At 70.2% G+C, this 15527-nt stretch carries 15 protein-coding genes; 6 read left to right on the top strand and 9 right to left on the bottom strand.

Features of this window, described 5'->3' with window-relative positions; translation table 11 throughout:
* Nucleotides 1–60 precede the first annotated feature (60 nt).
* On the top strand, nt 61–1224 hold the full coding sequence (locus EPN98_RS15485) for a YihY/virulence factor BrkB family protein (RefSeq protein WP_293363807.1): 1164 nt from the start codon (nt 61–63) through the stop codon (nt 1222–1224).
* Nucleotides 1225–1233: 9 nt separating this feature from the next.
* Here the strand turns inward: EPN98_RS15485 and prfA are convergent, their stop codons facing one another.
* Nucleotides 1234–2310, bottom strand: coding sequence for a peptide chain release factor 1 (gene prfA, locus EPN98_RS15480; RefSeq protein ID WP_293363806.1), 1077 nt, complete (start codon nt 2308–2310; stop codon nt 1234–1236).
* Between the two features lie 71 nt (nt 2311–2381).
* Between prfA and EPN98_RS15475 the strand changes: the two genes are divergently transcribed.
* Nucleotides 2382–2960 carry a pyridoxamine 5'-phosphate oxidase family protein gene (locus tag EPN98_RS15475; RefSeq protein WP_293363805.1) on the top strand — a complete coding sequence of 193 codons (579 nt, stop codon included), beginning with the start codon at nt 2382–2384 and terminating at the stop codon, nt 2958–2960.
* 60 nt (nt 2961–3020) lie between these two features.
* Nucleotides 3021–3335, top strand: coding sequence for a hypothetical protein (locus EPN98_RS15470; RefSeq protein ID WP_293363804.1), 315 nt, complete (start codon nt 3021–3023; stop codon nt 3333–3335).
* 101 nt (nt 3336–3436) lie between these two features.
* Here the strand turns inward: EPN98_RS15470 and EPN98_RS15465 are convergent, their stop codons facing one another.
* The 5 genes from EPN98_RS15465 to EPN98_RS15445 all read right to left on the bottom strand — a co-directional run bounded on the left by EPN98_RS15465 (nt 3437) and on the right by EPN98_RS15445 (nt 9949).
* Nucleotides 3437–3730: a hypothetical protein gene (locus EPN98_RS15465; protein ID WP_293363803.1), complete on the bottom strand. Its 294-nt coding sequence runs from the start codon at nt 3728–3730 to the stop codon at nt 3437–3439.
* Nucleotides 3731–3841: 111 nt separating this feature from the next.
* Complete coding sequence (ispG, locus tag EPN98_RS15460) at nt 3842–4981, bottom strand: flavodoxin-dependent (E)-4-hydroxy-3-methylbut-2-enyl-diphosphate synthase (protein ID WP_293363802.1); 1140 nt, start codon at nt 4979–4981, stop codon at nt 3842–3844.
* 69 nt (nt 4982–5050) lie between these two features.
* Nucleotides 5051–6229, bottom strand: a complete 1179-nt coding sequence (locus tag EPN98_RS15455) for a helix-turn-helix domain-containing protein (RefSeq protein WP_293363801.1) — start codon at nt 6227–6229, stop codon at nt 5051–5053.
* A gap of 46 nt (nt 6230–6275) precedes the next feature.
* Nucleotides 6276–8537 carry a phosphoenolpyruvate--protein phosphotransferase gene (gene ptsP, locus EPN98_RS15450; RefSeq protein ID WP_293363800.1) on the bottom strand — a complete coding sequence of 754 codons (2262 nt, stop codon included), beginning with the start codon at nt 8535–8537 and terminating at the stop codon, nt 6276–6278.
* A 167-nt stretch (nt 8538–8704) separates the two neighbouring features.
* Nucleotides 8705–9949, bottom strand: coding sequence for a PQQ-dependent sugar dehydrogenase (locus EPN98_RS15445; protein WP_293363799.1), 1245 nt, complete (start codon nt 9947–9949; stop codon nt 8705–8707).
* Between the two features lie 88 nt (nt 9950–10037).
* Between EPN98_RS15445 and EPN98_RS15440 the strand changes: the two genes are divergently transcribed.
* The gene (locus tag EPN98_RS15440) at nt 10038–10328 is read left to right on the top strand and encodes a c-type cytochrome (RefSeq protein WP_293363798.1); all 291 of its coding nucleotides are present in this window, start codon (nt 10038–10040) and stop codon (nt 10326–10328) included.
* Here the strand turns inward: EPN98_RS15440 and EPN98_RS15435 are convergent.
* Together EPN98_RS15435 and EPN98_RS15430 are read right to left on the bottom strand one after the other, a co-directional pair.
* Nucleotides 10325–11008 carry a M24 family metallopeptidase gene (locus EPN98_RS15435; protein ID WP_293363797.1) on the bottom strand — a complete coding sequence of 228 codons (684 nt, stop codon included), beginning with the start codon at nt 11006–11008 and terminating at the stop codon, nt 10325–10327. The genes EPN98_RS15440 and EPN98_RS15435 overlap by 4 nt on opposite strands.
* A gap of 279 nt (nt 11009–11287) precedes the next feature.
* Nucleotides 11288–12460 carry an amidohydrolase family protein gene (locus tag EPN98_RS15430; RefSeq protein ID WP_293363796.1) on the bottom strand — a complete coding sequence of 391 codons (1173 nt, stop codon included), beginning with the start codon at nt 12458–12460 and terminating at the stop codon, nt 11288–11290.
* A gap of 178 nt (nt 12461–12638) precedes the next feature.
* On the opposite strand from EPN98_RS15430, the gene EPN98_RS15425 reads away from it, so the two are divergent.
* Together EPN98_RS15425 and EPN98_RS15420 are read left to right on the top strand one after the other, a co-directional pair.
* Nucleotides 12639–14369: an alpha/beta fold hydrolase gene (locus EPN98_RS15425; protein WP_293363795.1), complete on the top strand. Its 1731-nt coding sequence runs from the start codon at nt 12639–12641 to the stop codon at nt 14367–14369.
* 82 nt (nt 14370–14451) lie between these two features.
* Nucleotides 14452–14991, top strand: coding sequence for a lipocalin family protein (locus tag EPN98_RS15420; protein ID WP_293363794.1), 540 nt, complete (start codon nt 14452–14454; stop codon nt 14989–14991).
* Nucleotides 14992–14994: 3 nt separating this feature from the next.
* Here the strand turns inward: EPN98_RS15420 and EPN98_RS15415 are convergent.
* A partial coding sequence (locus EPN98_RS15415; protein WP_293363793.1) for a hypothetical protein occupies nt 14995–15527 on the bottom strand: 533 nt, incomplete at its 5' end.

The following is a 15527-nucleotide window of genomic DNA, read 5'->3' as shown; positions in this document are numbered from 1 at the left end:
GCGCGCGGCTCGGCGGTTAGACCCCCGGGCGGCTGTCGGAGGTTCGGGTTGGCGCGTGGGATGACAAACAGGCTGCTGGCGATTGCGCCCTGGGCGCTGGCCGCCGTGGCCACCTCGGCGTGGTGGTCCAACCGCCGCGCGCCGGCGCCGCCTGCGGAGCCGCCCCCCGAGCCGCAGCCCGGTCTGTCGCGCCAGACCGTGGCCGAGCCTGCGGTGTTCGAAATCCAGGAACCGGATCGGGGCCGCGTGGCCGTTCGCCCGCGCCAGATTCCCTGGCGCGGCTGGCGCGACATCCTCTGGCGCACCTGGCGCGAAGTGGGCGAGGACCGGCTCACCGTGGTGGCCGGCAGCGTCACCTACTACGCCCTGCTGGCGATCTTCCCGGCGCTGGGCGTGTTCGTCTCGCTCTACGGCCTGATCGCCGACGTGCGCACGGTGCAGGAGCAGCTGGCCCAGCTCTCCTCGATCTTCCCGCCCGAAGCCGTGCGGCTCCTGGGCGAACAGATGCTGCGGCTGGCCAACGGCGAGACGGCAGGCCTGTCGGCGGCCTTCGTCGTCAGTCTTCTCCTGTCGATCTGGAGCGCCAGCGCCGGGATGAAGTCGCTCTTCGACGGCCTGAACACAGCCTATGACGAGACCGAGAAGCGCGGCTTCGTCGCGCGGACGGCCACGACCTACGGCTTCACCGTCGCCTTCCTGCTGCTTCTGACGGTGGTCAGCGCGATCCTGGTGGCCGCGCCGCTGCGCCTGCGGGGGGAGGGGAGCGCCCTCGCCCTGTGGCCCCTGGTGTACGCCGCCGCCGCGGGCGCCTTCGCCGTGATCTACCGCTACGGGCCCAGCCGCCAGCGCGCCCGCTGGCGCTGGGTGTTCATCGGCAGCCTCGTGGCGGCCTTCCTCTGGATGGCGGGCTCGGCCGGCTTCTCCTGGTATCTGGCCAACGTCGCCCGCCTGGACGCCACCTACGGCTCCCTGGGGGCGGTGATCGGCTTCATGCTGTGGATCTGGTTCTCGGTGATGGTGGTGCTGATCGGCGCCGAGCTGAACGCCGAGATCGAACACCAGACCGCCATGGACTCCACGATCGGCCCGCCCGCGCCCATGGGCCAACGGGGCGCCGCGATGGCCGACACCGTCGGGCTGCGGTTCAAGGGCGTGGGCGAGCTCTGGCAGGCGGCGCAGCAGCGGGTCGGGGTCCTGCGCGGACGTGGACCTGCGCCGAAGTAGCGGACGGGCCTAGCTGAATTCGTCTTCCAGCGCCGCCAGACGGGCGGCCTGGTCCTCGGCGATCAGCGGGTTGATCACGTCGTCCAGCGCCTCGCCCTCGATCACCTTGGCGAGGTTGTAGAGGGTCAGGTTGATCCGGTGGTCGGTCACGCGGCCCTGCGGGAAGTTGTAGGTGCGGATGCGTTCCGACCGGTCGCCGGAACCCACCTGGCTCTTGCGGCTCTCCGAGCGGGCGCTATCCAGCGCCTCGCGCTGCATGTCGTACAGCTTCACCTTCAGAGCCTTCATGGCCCGGGCGCGGTTCTGGTGCTGCGATTTTTCCGAGCTGGTCACCACGATGCCGGTCGGCAGGTGGGTGATGCGCACGGCCGAGTCGGTCTTGTTCACGTGCTGGCCGCCGGCGCCCGACGAGCGATAGGTGTCAATGCGCAGGTCCTGGTCGCGGATCTCGATCTCGACATCCTCGGGTTCGGGCAGGATCGCCACGGTCGCCGCCGAGGTGTGGATGCGCCCCTGGGCCTCGGTGGCCGGCACGCGCTGCACACGGTGGACGCCGCTCTCGAACTTCAGGCGGCCGAAGACGCCATCGCCGGTGATCGCGGCCACGATCTCCTTGTAGCCGCCCATCTCGCCTTCGGTGACGCTGTCGATCTCGACCCGCCAGCCGTGCAACTGGGCATAGCGCGAGTACATCCGGAACAGGTCGCCTGCGAACAGCGCCGCCTCGTCGCCGCCGGTGCCGGCCCGCACTTCCAGCACGGCCGAGGCGTTCTCGTCCTTGTCCTTGGGCGCCAGCAGCAGAGCCACCTCGTGCTCCAGCGCCGGCAGCTTGGCCTTCAGCGCCTCGAGCTCGTCGCGGGCCATCTGCGCCATCTCGGGGTCGCCGGCCGTGAGCATCTCCTCCAGCTCGGGGCCCTCGGCCTTCACGCGCTCCAGCGCCGTCACCGCATCGGCGACAGGCTTCAGCTCGGCGTGCTCCTTCGACAGGCGCACGATCTCGGCGCCGTCGGTGGCGGCGCCCATACGCGCCTCGATCTCGCGGAAGCGGTCGAGCACCTGGTCGAGACGGGCCTGGGGAAGTCGCATGGGAGCGGGTCTCTAGCCGAGACGAGCCTCGGCGCCAAATGCGCTATGGTGCCGCCAGGGAGGAGACCGCCATGTTCCATGAGGGCAACCGCCAGCTCCAGGACGCTTTCGGCAGCCGCGCGCTGGCCGACCGGTTGGAGGAGAAGCTGCGGCGCGACCGCTTCACCGAGGGCGACGCCGCCTTCATCGCGACCCTGCCCTTCTTCTTCCTCGCCACCGCCGACGCCGAGGGACGCCCTGACTGCTCGTTCAAGGGCGGCGCGCCAGGCTTCGTCCGCATCGCCGCGCCCGACCTGCTGGTGTTCCCCGACTACGACGGCAACGGCATGTTCAAGAGCCTGGGCAACATCGCCGCCAACCCGCACGTGGGCCTGCTCTTCATCGCCATGGGCGACAAGCCCGGACGCCTGCGGGTCAACGGCCGCGCCGAGGTGGTGAGCGACGATCCGGCGATGGCCGATGTCCCCGGCGCCCAGCTGCTGGTGAAGGTGACGCCCATCGACATCTTCCCGAACTGCCCGCGCTACATCCCGCAGATGACCGTCCAGGAGGCCTCGCCGTACGTTCCCGCCGCGGGCGAGGCGCCGGTCGAGCCCAAGTGGAAAACCTTCCCCGACTTCGCCGACGTGGTTCCGCCGCGCAGAGCCTGACCGGAACGGTCGCCCGCCTCGCGTGTTCTCGCACCCGGTGACATGCGGAGGAACGAGACCATGGCGACCGAACGGGTGACGGAACGCAGCGACGGCCAGACGACGGAACGCGTGGTGGAACGCGATGTCGGCGGCGGCACGACCTATGTGGAAAAGCGCGGCTCGGGCCTTGGCGGGATCATGGTCGGCGTCGCCGTCCTGGCGATGGTGGCGATCGTGGCGTTCTTCCTGCTGCAGGCGAACCGCAACGACGCGCTCCAGACCCAGGCTGTGACCAGCGCCGCCTCCAGCGTGGCCGACAGCGCCGCCACGGCGGCCGAAGGCGTCAGCGACGCCGCCGGCAAGGCCGCCGACGCGGTCACGCCCGCGAACTAGGCCATCTCGCAGGCACGAAAAAGGGGCCGCGCCGCCATCGCGGTGCGACCCCTGATCCGGACGTCACGTCTCCCGCAGAGTCGCGGGAGCGGACGTAAGTCTTAGGCGCGCTCGCCGGTCAGCGAAGCGTTGCCGAACATGCCCAGCTTGCAGTTGCCGCTCATCTTGTCGCCGTCGACCTTGGCGGTGAACTCGAGCTTCATCGGCATCGGGTTCGTGATGTCGGTGCTCCAGGTCAGGGTGTCGCCGTCGACCTTGCCGGTCACTTCCTGCGCGCCCATTTCCGAGTCCACCGAGCCGGTGAAGGTGTCGCCGCTCGTGGCGATCTTCACCGCCATCGTGCGCGCGCCCATCGGGGTGTTGATCGTGACTTTCCAGTTGCCGTCCGCCGACATGAGTTCCTCCAAGAGAATTGGTCGCGCACCTAAGCGCGACACGCCGCCGCACGCAAGAGTGACGCAGGTGTCACTTTTGTAATGCCGCCCCGTAGAGAGGACGAATGGGCGCTACTCCGCGGCCTGGGCGACGGTTTTCGCGGCCTCGAGTTCGCGGGCCCTCGCTTCGACCAGTTCGACGATGTGGTCGACCATGTGGTCGTTGTCCATCTTGTGGTCGGGCTTGCCGGCCACATAGACCATGCCCGAGCCCTTGCCGCCGCCGGTGAAACCCAGGTCGGTCATCAGCGCCTCGCCAGGCCCGTTCACCACGCAACCGATGATCGACAGGCTCATGGGCGTGGCGATGTGGGCCAGCCGGGACTCCAGCGCCTCCACCGTCTTGATGACGTTGAAGCCCTGACGCGCGCACGACGGGCAGGCGATGATGTTCACGCCCCGGTGGCGCAGGCCCAGGCTCTTCAGGATGTCGAAGCCGACCTTCACCTCTTCCACCGGGTCGGCCGCCAGGCTGACGCGGATCGTGTCGCCGATCCCGGCCCACAGCAGCGAGCCGATCCCGATCGCGCTCTTCACGGTGCCGGTCCGCGTCGCGCCCGCCTCGGTGACGCCGATATGCAGCGGGCAGTCGATGGCCTCGGCCAGCTGCTGGTAGGCGGCCACCGTCATGAACGGGTCGGACGCCTTCACGCTGATCTTGAACTCGTGGAAGTCGTGGTCCTGCAGGATGCGGGCGTGGTTCAGCGCGCTCTCGACCATGGCGGCGGGGCAGGGCTCGCCGTACTTCTCCAGCAGCTCGCGCTCCAGCGAACCTGCGTTGACGCCGATCCGCATCGAACAGCCGTGGTCGCGGGCGGCCTGGATGACGTCGCGCACGCGCGAGGCGTTGCCGATATTGCCCGGATTGATCCGTAGGCAGGCCGCGCCCGCCTCGGCCGCCTCGATGCCGCGCTTGTAGTGAAAGTGGATGTCGGCCACGAGCGGGACCTTGGCCGCCCGGGCGATCTCCTTGAACGCCGCGGTCGACTCCTCGTCCGGGCACGAGACGCGGACGATGTCGCAGCCGGCCTCTTCCAGCTGGCGCACCTGCTCGATCGTGGCCTTCGCGTCGGCGGTCAGGGTGTTGGTCATCGACTGGACGGTGATCGGCGCGTCGCCGCCCACCTCCACGCTGCCCACGCGGATCTTGCGGCTCGCGCGGCGGTCGATCGCGCGCCAGGGGCGTACGGCGGTATGGGCTTCGGTCGTCATGGCGGGGAAAATAGTCCGTGGCGGTGCGAAACGCTATCTCGCCTCCCCTGCGAAACGGCGGGAGGTCGTTCAGCGGGCCGGCGCGGCAGCGGTCTTCGCCGGCGGGATCTTCAGGACGGGCGCGGCCGCCGGCGCAGCGGTCGTCGGCGCCGGAGCGGCCGCAGGCGCAGCCACGTTCGGCGTCGCGGTCGCCAGCTTCGAGGCCAGCACCTGGGTCGAGGGCAGCACGCCGTGCGAGCGGCCGGCCACGAACACCTGGAAATCCTGCGGCGCCGAGACGTCCAGCGTCAGGCCGGCCAGGTTCGGCACCCGGTAGGCCTCGCCCTTCGCCAGCTGCCGGGCGAAATAGACCGAGCCGTCGGGGCCACGCACGATGAGGGCGCCGGCCTTGATCGCCTGCACCGTCACCGTCGAGCCCAGCCGGGGATTGCCGCTGTCGTAGATCTTGCCCGCCGGCGTGAAGACCGGCTTCAGCGAGGCCAGGTCCACCGGCGGGGGTTCGCCCAAACGGGTCGGCGGCGGCGGGTGGCCCGAGCTCGGATCGTTGGGATCGGTCTTCAGACCCAGCGACGCCGCCAGGCCGGGTGTCTCGTAGGGCGTGGGCGTGGTGGATTCGACCGGCGCCGGCAGCGGCTCGCCCAGGACCATCGTGCCGCCCTTGAGCTTCGCCAACAGTTGCTCGGACTGGGTCTCCGACGCCAGCGGCGGGGGCGGGGCGGCGGCCATCATCGAGCGCTGGGCGATGTTCCACAGCACGATGGCCGCGATGATCACCATGGCGCCCACGGTGAAGGCCGCGACGCGCGGATCCTTCTCGTCCAGCATGCCCACCGGCGCGCGCAGGGGCTCGTCCAGCACCGGCTCCTCGGTCTTGAACCGCTCGACCGCGGCGTCCGGATCCAGGCCCAACGCCCCGGCGTAGGCGCGGATGTAGCCGATGGTGAAGGGGCGCGAGGGCAGGGCGTCCAGCCGCATCTCCTCGATCGCCTGCAGGTAGGCCCGGCGCACCCGCGTCCGCTCGGCCACGTCTTCCAGCGACAACCCGCGATCGTGGCGGATCGCCTTCAGCGCCTCGCCCAGGGTGTCGTGCGCGAACAGGGGATCGATGGGCCCCGCCGGTTCCTCGGGTGCGGCGCCGCCGCCGGGGGCGTCGGCCGGCGGTTCGGCCCCTACGAGGCTCAGCATCGCGCGCATCCGGTCGCGGCCGGACGGCGGCTTCTTCGACGGACGCTTCTTCAACAAGGCCAAGGTTCGGGGGCTCCAGCCCCATAGTGTCTACGGATTCGGGCGAGTCTCAGACGGCGAGGTAGAGTTTGCGCGCCAGGGTTTCAATCTCGTTCCGAACCGATCCGGCCGACGATTTCAAGAGCGCCGAAACGCCGCGCCGGGCGGCTTCACGGTCGCAGGACAGCACCATCTGCTTCACGGGGCCGACGCCGGTGGGTGGCATCGACAGGCGCTCGAAGCCCAGCGCCACCAGGGTGAACGCCTCCAGCGGCCGGCCGGCCATCTCGCCGCACACGCTGACCGGCGTGCCGGTCTCGGCGCAGGCCCGCTGGATCGCCTCCATCGCCCGCAGCATCGGCGGCGACAGGAAGTCGTAGCGGTCGGCCACCCGCGGGTTCCCGCGGTCGGCGGCGAAGATGTACTGCATCAGGTCGTTGGTCCCGACGCTGACGAAGTCGGTCATCGGCAAGAGCGCGTCCAGATGCCAGATCAGCGACGGCGCCTCGATCATGGCGCCCACGTCCAGCCGCGACGGCGCGGGGCGGCCGCGCCGCTGGGCCCACGCCACCTCCTGGTCCACCCAGGCGCGCGCGGCCCTGAACTCGTCCACGCTGGCGATCAGCGGGAACATGATCCGCAGCGGCCGGCCCTTCGACGCCGCGATCAGCGCCCGCAGCTGCAGCCGCAGCAACGCCGGCCGGTCCAGGCCCATGCGCACCGCCCGCCAGCCCAGCGCCGGGTTCTCCTCGCGCTCGGCCTCCATGTAAGGCAGCACCTTGTCGCCGCCGAGGTCCAGGGTGCGGAACGTCACCGGCAGGTCGCCCGCCGCGTCCATCACCCGCGAGTACAGCGCCGTCTGGGCGTTGAAGCGCGGCATCTCCTCCGAGACCATGAACTGGAACTCGGTCCGGAACAGGCCGATGCCCTCAGCGCCGGTGTCGGCCAGGCTCTCCAGGTCGACGTCCAGGCCGGCGTTCATGAGGAGCGTCACCTTCACACCGTCACGGGTGAAGGCCGGCGTGTCCTTCAGCTTGGCGAACTCGGCGCGCCGCTGGCGGCGCACCAGCACGCGGGCCTGGATGGCCTTCACCACGTCGGGCCGCGGCCGCAGGAACGCCTCGCCGGTCTCGGCGTCGACGATCACGGGGTCGCCTTCCGACACCTTGTCGCGCAGGCCGGCCAGGCGGCCCACACAGGGGATGTCCAGGGCGCGGGCGACGATGGCGGCGTGGCTGGCCGACGAGCCTTCCTCCAGCAGCAGCCCGGCCAGCTTGGTGCGGTCGTATTCCAGAAGGTCGGCCGGCCCCAGGTTCCGGGCGATCAGGATGGCGCCCTCGGGCAGGTCGCGGGCCACGCTGCCGGCGCCCGACAGGTGGCGCAGCAGCCGGTCGTTCAGGTCTTCCAGGTCGTGCAGCCGCTCGCGCATGTAGGGGTCGCGGGCCTGGCCCAGGCGGGCCCGGTGCTCGGACCGCACCCGCTCCACCGCCGCCTCGGCCGTCAGCCCGTTCTTCACGGCGTCCTCGAGGCTGCGGTTCCAGCTCGAGGAGTGGGCGAACATGCGGTAGCTCTCGAGCACGTCGTACGACGCGTCGACCAGGCCGTGCTGGCCCTCCAGCATGCGGTCGATCTGGTCCTTCAGGCTCTGCAGCGCCTCGGCCAGGCGCTTCTCCTCGGCCACCACGTCGTCGCTGAGCAGCTGCGAGGACGCCACCGGCGGCTCGTGCAGCACCGCCACGCCATAGGCCAGTCCGTCGGCGAACTTGGAGCCCTTAAGCTGGTCGGGCCGGCGGGGCGCGAGTTCCACGCCCTCCAGCTCGCCCACGCTGATCAGTTCGCCCGAGGCGACCATCTCGGCCAGCACCATGGCGACGATCTGGATGTCCTCGACCTCGTCCTCGGAATAGGTCCGCTCGGTGCGGTTCTGGACGACCAGCACGCCGATCACGCGTCCGCCGCGCAGCAGCGGCACGCCCAGGAACGCGTGGTAGGGGTCTTCACCCGTCTCGGGCCGGTACGAGAAGGCGGGGTGCTCGGGCGCGTCGGCCAGGTTCAGCGGTCGGCCGGCTCGGATGATCTCGCCGACCAGGCCTTCGCCCGGCTTCATCCGCGTCACGTGGACGGCGCTGGGATCCAGGCCCTCGGTGGCGAACAGCTCCATCTCGCCGCTGGCGCGCCGCAGGTAGATCGAGCACACCTCGGCCACCATGGAGAGCGCGATGATGCGCACCACCATGTCCAGGCGCTGCTGCGCGGGGCCGCCCCCGGCAAGCGCCTCGCGGATCTGCCGCAGCAGGCTCCGCTGACCTCGAATGGCGACAGGTGCGGCCATGCTAGGCGAAACGTCCTCCCTATCCCTTGGCCGTTAGCTAGCAGTTTTGTCTTTCAAATCCGAGACTCAAAGCCCGCCTGTGCCTCAGGTCCGAGAACTGCCGCTGTTTTGGGCAGAGCCGTCAAAACCACGACGTCCGCGACCGCGTCAACGCGACGACGTCGGACCTAACCCTTCTTGGGCGTCAGCTTCACGATCGCCCCGGCCGTGCCGTCCTTCAGCAGGTAGACCGCCCCGTCCGGTCCCTGGCGGATGTCGCGCCAGTTGGCCGGGGCCGGCGTCTCCAGCCGCTCCTCGCCGACCACCTTCTCGCCCTTGAGCGTCAGCCGGGTGACGAAGCCGCCGGGCAGGCCCTGCGGCTGCTTGCCGGCGATCAGCAGGCTGCCCTTCCACTTCGGGAACAGGCTGCCGGTGTAGAAGATCATGCCCGAGGGCGCGATCGTCGGGTCCCAGTAGTAGAGCGGCTGCTCCATGCCCGGCCGCTGGGTCTCGCCGCCGGTGATCGGCGTCTTGGCCGGCCCGTAGTTCACGCCATAGGTGATGGTGGGCCAGCCATAGTCGCGGCCCTTGCGGATGATGTTGATCTCGTCGCCGCTCTGCGGGCCGAACTCCACTTCCCAAAGCTCGCCGGTCTGCGGGTGCAGCGCCGCAGCCTGCACGTTGCGGTTCCCATAGCTGAAGATCTCGGGCCGCGCCCCGTCCTTGCCGACGAACGGATTGTCCTTGGGGATCGAGCCATCGGGATTGATCCGCACGATCTTGCCCAGGCCGCTGGCCAGATCCTGCGCCTGCTTCTGGCCGGCGGGGATCGAGCGCTCGCCTTGCGTCACGAACAGCTTGCCGTCGCGGGCGAACACCAGCCGCGAGCCGAAGTGGAGCGGCGAGGCCAGGGCGGGGCGCTGGCGGTAGATCACCGTCAGGCCGTCCAGCCTGGGCGTCGGCCCGTCCACCCACTTGCCCCGCGCCACGGCGGTGTTGTTGGTCCCGTCGGCGTTCGGCTCGGCATAGCTCAGATAGACCAGGCCGTTCGTCTTGAAGGCGGGGTCCAGCACAACGTCCAGCAGGCCGCCCTGGCCGCCCGAGAACACCGCCGGCGTCCCCTCGACCGCGGCCTCGGCCAGCGTCCCGTCCTTGGCCACCACCCGCAGCTTGCCCGCCCGGCGCTCGGTCACCAGCATCCGGCCATCCGGCAGGAACGCCAGCGACCAGGGAAACTGCAGGCCCGAGGTGACTGTCGTAGCGTCGAACGCGCCGCCCAGCTTCTGCTCCGGCGCGCGGGTCTGGCCCGCGAAGGCCGGCTTGTACGCAGTAATCGGCGGCCGGGTCTCGACCTGGGCCGATGCGCTCGTTGCGGTGAGCACGCCCGACGTGATAGCCGCCGCGGTCGACACCGCCTTGAACACGCGCCGCATCGGCGTCTCCTTCCCGAAATGAACCGAGCGTTGCCTAGCGCCCGGCGAACCCCTTGGGAAGGTCAACCAGAGTGTCCGGGAGTCTCGCATGAGCGCGAAGTGGGCCGGTGCTGCAGGACTGATGGCGCTGGGCGTGCTGGCCGCGCCCGCGTTCGGTCAGGCGCCGGCCGCCCCGCCGCGCGGCGCTGCGATCTACGCCGAGCGCTGCAAGGACTGTCACGAGGCCGGCGACGAGCGCGCGCTGACCCGCGAGCAGCTGGCCGCCAAGACGCCCGCCGAGATCGTCGCCGCCCTGACCACCGGTCCCATGGCCGCCGCCGCCGAGGGCCTGACCGCCGACGACAAGCAGGCCGTCGCCGCCTGGCTGACGGCCCGCTAGGCCGCCGCGGCCGCCTCGCGGACCAACAGGTCCTCGTAGAAGGCGCCGATCGGACGCGTCGGGTGGGCGATCTGGATTTCCAGGATCCACAGGCCCGTGGTCGGCATCGCGTCGAATTCGCCCAGGGCGCCCGCCTTGTAGATCGCGTGCGGGAAGTCCGAGACGCGGTGACCCTTCACCTCCCAGTTCAACCGCCAGCCCATCGCCTCGGCCCGGGCCTTGGCGAAGGCGTACAGCGCCGCCCCGGTCAGGCCGTCGTCGCGCCAGCGGCCCGCCACTTCATGCCACAGGTCGCGCGCGGCCTGGGCGCAGGCGGCCATCTCGGGATCGTTTCCCACCACGAAGGTGTCGCCCGCATCGCCCTCGTGGCCGTCCCAGACCACCCCCAGGTCGACGTAGAATATGTCGTCGGCCCGCAGCACATAGTCCGGCGTGAACTCGCCGTAGAAGGTCTCCAGCGTGCCCGGCCCGAAGCGGATCACGTTGCGATGCCACAGGCGCTCCATGCCCATGGCCTCCAGGATCTCCTGCGCCACCTCGCCGCCGCGGCCCTCGGTCATGCCCGGCGTGATCGCCGCGGCGATCTTGCGCACCGCCTCGAACGTCAGGTCCCGGGCGCGCAGCATCGCGGGCAGCGAGAACGCCTGACCAACGGCTTCCCTGGCGTGTTGAACGGGCATGCGGACGGCTCCTGTGGCTAAGCGCGACAGAAGACATAAAGATATCTTTATATGACTTCAACCTGCCTTTCCCACGCAGTGGGAGAGGGGGACCGCGCCCCGTAGAGGGCGTGGTGGAGAGGGCATGCCTCAGGCTCGGCGGATCGAATGTCCGCCTAAGGGCTCAGCAGCCGATCGGCCAACGGCCCCTGCGGCCGCTTGCCCTCTCCACCACCCGCTCTTCGCTGCGCTCGGCGAGCGGTCCCCCTCTCCCACTACGTGGGAAAGGCAGGTCTGACGTCACGCGTCGGCGAAGATCCGCAGGAAGTTGTCGGCGTAGAACTTGTCCCGCACCGCCTCGGGCCGCTCGCCCAGCGCCGCCTCGAACCGGCCGATTGGATTTCGGCCCCCCTCGATGTGCGGATAGTCGCTGGAGAACAGGTAGAGGTCGGCGTTCGACTGGTCGATGAAGCTGCCCACCTCCTCGAACACGAAGGGCGTGAACGCCAGCTGCTGGGTGATCTGTTCCGACGGCGTGCGGCGCAGGCGCTGCAGGTTCTCGTCGTTGCGGCTCCAGTGCTTCACCACCCAGTCCAGTCGGCGCAGCAGTTCCGGAACCCAGCCGGCGCCCAGCTCCACCGCCGCCCCGCGCAGGTTCGGATGCCGCTCCAGCACCCCGTCCAACACCATCATGGTCAGGAACTGTTCGGGCCCCTCGTGCAGCAGGGCGATGTCCTTGGTCCGCAGGTTCTCGCCGCCGCCCAGCCAGTCCTTGGTCGGCGGGCGGCCGTTGTTCATCCAGGCCTTGGCCAGCTGCAGCGGCGCGCCGCCCACATGCAGCAGGAACGGCGTGCCCGTCTCGGCCAGCCGCGCCCAGAACGGGTCGAGGTCGACGTGGCCCGGCGAGCGCTCGCCGCAGGGCCGGTGCGGGATCCACGCCGCCTTCAGCCCGGCCTTCAGCGCGAATTCCAGCTCGGCCAGCGCCAGGTCGGGATCGTCCAACGGGATCACCGCCACGCCCATCAGCCGCCGGTCGGACTTGCAGAACTCGCTCATGTGCCGGTTGTGGGCGCGCGCCGCGCCATAGCGCAGCCGGTGCTCCAGCTTCGATGACGGCGAGAACGGCATCGCCACGCTGTGAGTCGCGAACACCAGCTGTTTCCGGAAGCCCAGCAGGTCCAGCGCGGTGGTCCGGTCGGCGCTGTTGAACGCGCCGAGGGCCTGGATCTCCTTGGACTTCGCGATCAGCTCGTCGCCCATCGCGATCTGGGCGGCCACGTGCTCGGGGCTGTGGCGGTTGCCCTGGCCGACGATCACCGCGACCTCTTCGTCGGTCACGATCGAGGCCGAATAGCTGACCTCCGGAATCTCGTCGCGCAACGCCGGGTCGGCATAGGCCTTCAGGAAGTCGGGCAGTTCCATGATGTGGCTGTCGGCGTCATAGAACGCACGGCCCGCGGGCGCGTAGGGCATGAGATCCTCCTCTTGGCCCGCGCGGATCCTTGGGTCCGTCCGCGCGTGGCCGGGCGACTATGCCCTGCCGGCCGCCGCCTCACCAGTCGTCGGTAGGAGGAACAGGAATCCGCGACTTGAGCGGCGCGCGTGCAGGGCGCATCGTCCCTTCAACGAGAAGGAACGGGGCGGGGGAACGATGCGGAAGTGGCTGGCCTTTGCGCTTGCCTGGGGGCTGATCCTGGGCGGCGCGTTCTTCGCGTCGCGGGTGCAGACCAACGGCGGCGCGGTGACGATCACCGAGGTGCGGATTCCGGCCGAGGAGGGCGTGACCGTCTCGGCGCTGCTCTACAGGCCGGCCGGCGCCACGGCGGCCAAGCCCGCACCCGGCGTCCTGGTCAGCCACGGCTACATCAACACCCGCGAGATGCAGAGCCCGTTCGCGATCGAGCTGTCGCGCCGCGGCTACGTGGTCCTGGCCATGGACATGACCGGCCACGGCTATTCGGGCGGCATCGTGGGCACGGCCGGATTCGGCGGCCCCGCGGCGCTGCGCCACCTCAAGAGCCTACCGTTCGTCGACAAGGCCAACATCGGGCTCGAGGGCCATTCCATGGGCGGCGGCCCGATCCTGGCCGCGGCCAAGGCCGACCCGGACGGCTACCGCGCGATCGTGCTGGAAGGCTCGACGCCCGGCCTGCTCGGCGCGCCGGCCCCCGAGAATCCGAGGAACCTCGCCGTGGTCTTCGGCCAGTTCGACGAGTTCGCCGGGCTGATGTGGGGCGTCCCCAAGGGCGGCGACATCGAGACGTCCGCCAAGCTCCAGAAGGTGTTCGGCGTCACCGGCCCGGTGGAGGAGGGGCGCCTCTACGGCGACATCGCCCAGGGCACCGCGCGGCTGCTGCTCAACCCGCCGATCACCCACCCCTGGGAACATTTCTCCGCCAGCGGCGTCGGCGGCGCGGTCGACTGGTTCCAGCGCACCATCCCGGCGCCCAACGCCAAGCCTGCGTCCGATCAGGTCTGGCTCTCGAAGGAGCTCGGCACGCTGGTCGCTTTCATCGGTCTGGTCGGCCTGATCCTGGCCACCTTCGACCTGCTGATCGGCCTGCCGCCCTTCGCCGCCCTGGCCCAGCCGGCCCAGCCCGTGGTCGAGCGCCGCGACGGCCGCTGGTGGCTGATGCTGGCGGTCACCGCGATCCTGCCGGCGCTCACCTACTTCCCGCTGATGAAGGTGGGGCAGGTGTTCTTCCCGATGGCGCCCTTCCCGCAGTGGGTCCAGAATCAGTTGCTGGTGTGGGCGCTGGGCACGGCGCTGATCAGCCTGATCCTCGGCGTCTTCCTGAAGAACCGCGCCGTCTTCACCAACCGCTGGGTCCCCGCGATCCTGGCCTCGCTGGCCACCATGGCGGTGGCCTACGGCTCAATCCTGGTCATCGATGGCCTGTTCAAGGTGGACTACAGGTTCTGGGTCCTGGGCCTGAAGCCGCTGGACGCCACCCGGGCGATGCAGCTGCCCGGCTACCTGATCCTCTGGACGCTGTTCTTCCTGGTCGCCATGCGCGGGCTGGCGGGCCGCATCGCGGTGAAGGGCGAGGGGCTGATCGCGTCCCTGGGCTGGGCCAAGATCGCCATGGCCGGCGGGTTCCTGGTGATGGTGGCCTGGCAGTATGCGACCCTGTTCTCGACGGGCCTGCTGCTGACCCCGAAAGAGCCGCTCAACACGGTGATCGCCATCCAGTTCGTGCCGCTGCTGGGCGTGATCGGCGTCATCGGCGCCTGGACCTACCGGCGCACCAACTCCTACGTCCCCGGCGCCCTGATCTGCGCCCTGTTCATCAGCTGGTACGTCACATCGGGCACCGCCAACCACCGGCAGCCCGGCTTCGAACCACAACTGCCGGGAGCCGCCGCGCCCGCGAAGAAGTAAGCGTCCCTCTGGACCCCCGGGGCTTCGTTCTTATGTTCGCTTCGGCGCACGCCCGCGCCACCCATGCCTGGGAAGGACGCCCGTGTCGCTGTTGGCCACCGCCGGACTGCTCCTCGCCGCCGCCACGGCGACGCCCGAACCGCCCAGCGCCGGGCCGCTGACCCCCGACGCCTTCTACGCCGGTGTCTGGTACGAGCAGGCGCGCACGCCCACGGGCCTGACCAAGGGCTGCGAGTGGGCCACCACGCGCTACAGCCGCGACGACAAGGGTCGCATCGCGGTGAAGGACGCCTGCCACGACAAGCGTCAGGATGCGCCCGAACGCAGCATCGAAGGCGTCGGCACGATCCGCGACCCGGGCGTGAACGCCACCCTGGCTGTGCGCTACCGCCTGGGCCCGCTGCGGATCTCGCGCACCTATCGGATCATCGCCACCGACCCCGACCGGTCCTGGTTCATCTCGTCCGAGCCGGGCTTCGACAAGGTCTACATCTTCACCCGCGAGGTGGCGCCGCCGCTCTCCGCCGTCGAGGCGCTGACCGCCAAGGTCCGCGAGCTGGGCTATCGGGGCGAGCTCGAGATCCTCGCCACGCCGGGCCGCGACAAGCCGCCGGCGCCCTGAGCTTCAGGCCGCCGTGATCCGGTAGGCGCACCGCCTGGCGCCGGCCAGGATGTGGTCGGTCCGCTCGATCTCGACGCCGGGCCCCAGCACGGCGCGGAACACCATCAGTTCGGCGCGGCAGAATCCCTGGCAGGCGGCCGCCGCCGCGCAGATCGGGCAGTGGTTCTCCACGAGGAGGAAGCCGCCTGCAGGGTCGGGCGACGCAGAGGCCATGTAGCCCTCCGCCGTCCGGATTTCGGCCAGGCGCTGGACCCGCGCCTCCAGGGTCTCGGCGTCGGCCATCGCGGCCGCATAGCCTGTCACGGTCGCCTGTTCGCGCCGCAGAATCATCCGTTCCACCCCGTCCTCGCCGAACTCGGCGCGCACGGCGTCCAGCATCTCCAGGGTCAGCTGGGCGTGGGTGTCCGGGAACCGGGCCTGGGCCTTTTCGGTGAGGGTCCAGATGCGGCGCGGCCGGCCCACGCCCCTACGCGCGTCGGAGTGACCGATCAGTCCGTCGGCGACCAGGCGCTCAAGATGTTGCAGGGTGGCCTGCC

The sequence above is a fragment of the Phenylobacterium sp. genome, assembly GCF_004299445.1.
GTDB lineage: Bacteria > Pseudomonadota > Alphaproteobacteria > Caulobacterales > Caulobacteraceae > Phenylobacterium.
This window is presented reverse-complemented; position numbering and strand designations above follow the sequence as displayed.

Coding starts and splice junctions, on each gene's coding strand:
- EPN98_RS15485 (WP_293363807.1), top strand. CDS start 61: ATGACAAACAGGCTGCTGGCGATTGCGCCCTGGGCGCTGGCCGCCGTG.
- prfA (WP_293363806.1), bottom strand. CDS start 2,310: ATGCGACTTCCCCAGGCCCGTCTCGACCAGGTGCTCGACCGCTTCCGC.
- EPN98_RS15475 (WP_293363805.1), top strand. CDS start 2,382: ATGTTCCATGAGGGCAACCGCCAGCTCCAGGACGCTTTCGGCAGCCGC.
- EPN98_RS15470 (WP_293363804.1), top strand. CDS start 3,021: ATGGCGACCGAACGGGTGACGGAACGCAGCGACGGCCAGACGACGGAA.
- EPN98_RS15465 (WP_293363803.1), bottom strand. CDS start 3,730: ATGTCGGCGGACGGCAACTGGAAAGTCACGATCAACACCCCGATGGGC.
- ispG (WP_293363802.1), bottom strand. CDS start 4,981: ATGACGACCGAAGCCCATACCGCCGTACGCCCCTGGCGCGCGATCGAC.
- ptsP (WP_293363800.1), bottom strand. CDS start 8,537: ATGGCCGCACCTGTCGCCATTCGAGGTCAGCGGAGCCTGCTGCGGCAG.
- EPN98_RS15445 (WP_293363799.1), bottom strand. CDS start 9,949: ATGCGGCGCGTGTTCAAGGCGGTGTCGACCGCGGCGGCTATCACGTCG.
- EPN98_RS15440 (WP_293363798.1), top strand. CDS start 10,038: ATGAGCGCGAAGTGGGCCGGTGCTGCAGGACTGATGGCGCTGGGCGTG.
- EPN98_RS15435 (WP_293363797.1), bottom strand. CDS start 11,008: ATGCCCGTTCAACACGCCAGGGAAGCCGTTGGTCAGGCGTTCTCGCTG.
- EPN98_RS15430 (WP_293363796.1), bottom strand. CDS start 12,460: ATGCCCTACGCGCCCGCGGGCCGTGCGTTCTATGACGCCGACAGCCAC.
- EPN98_RS15425 (WP_293363795.1), top strand. CDS start 12,639: ATGCGGAAGTGGCTGGCCTTTGCGCTTGCCTGGGGGCTGATCCTGGGC.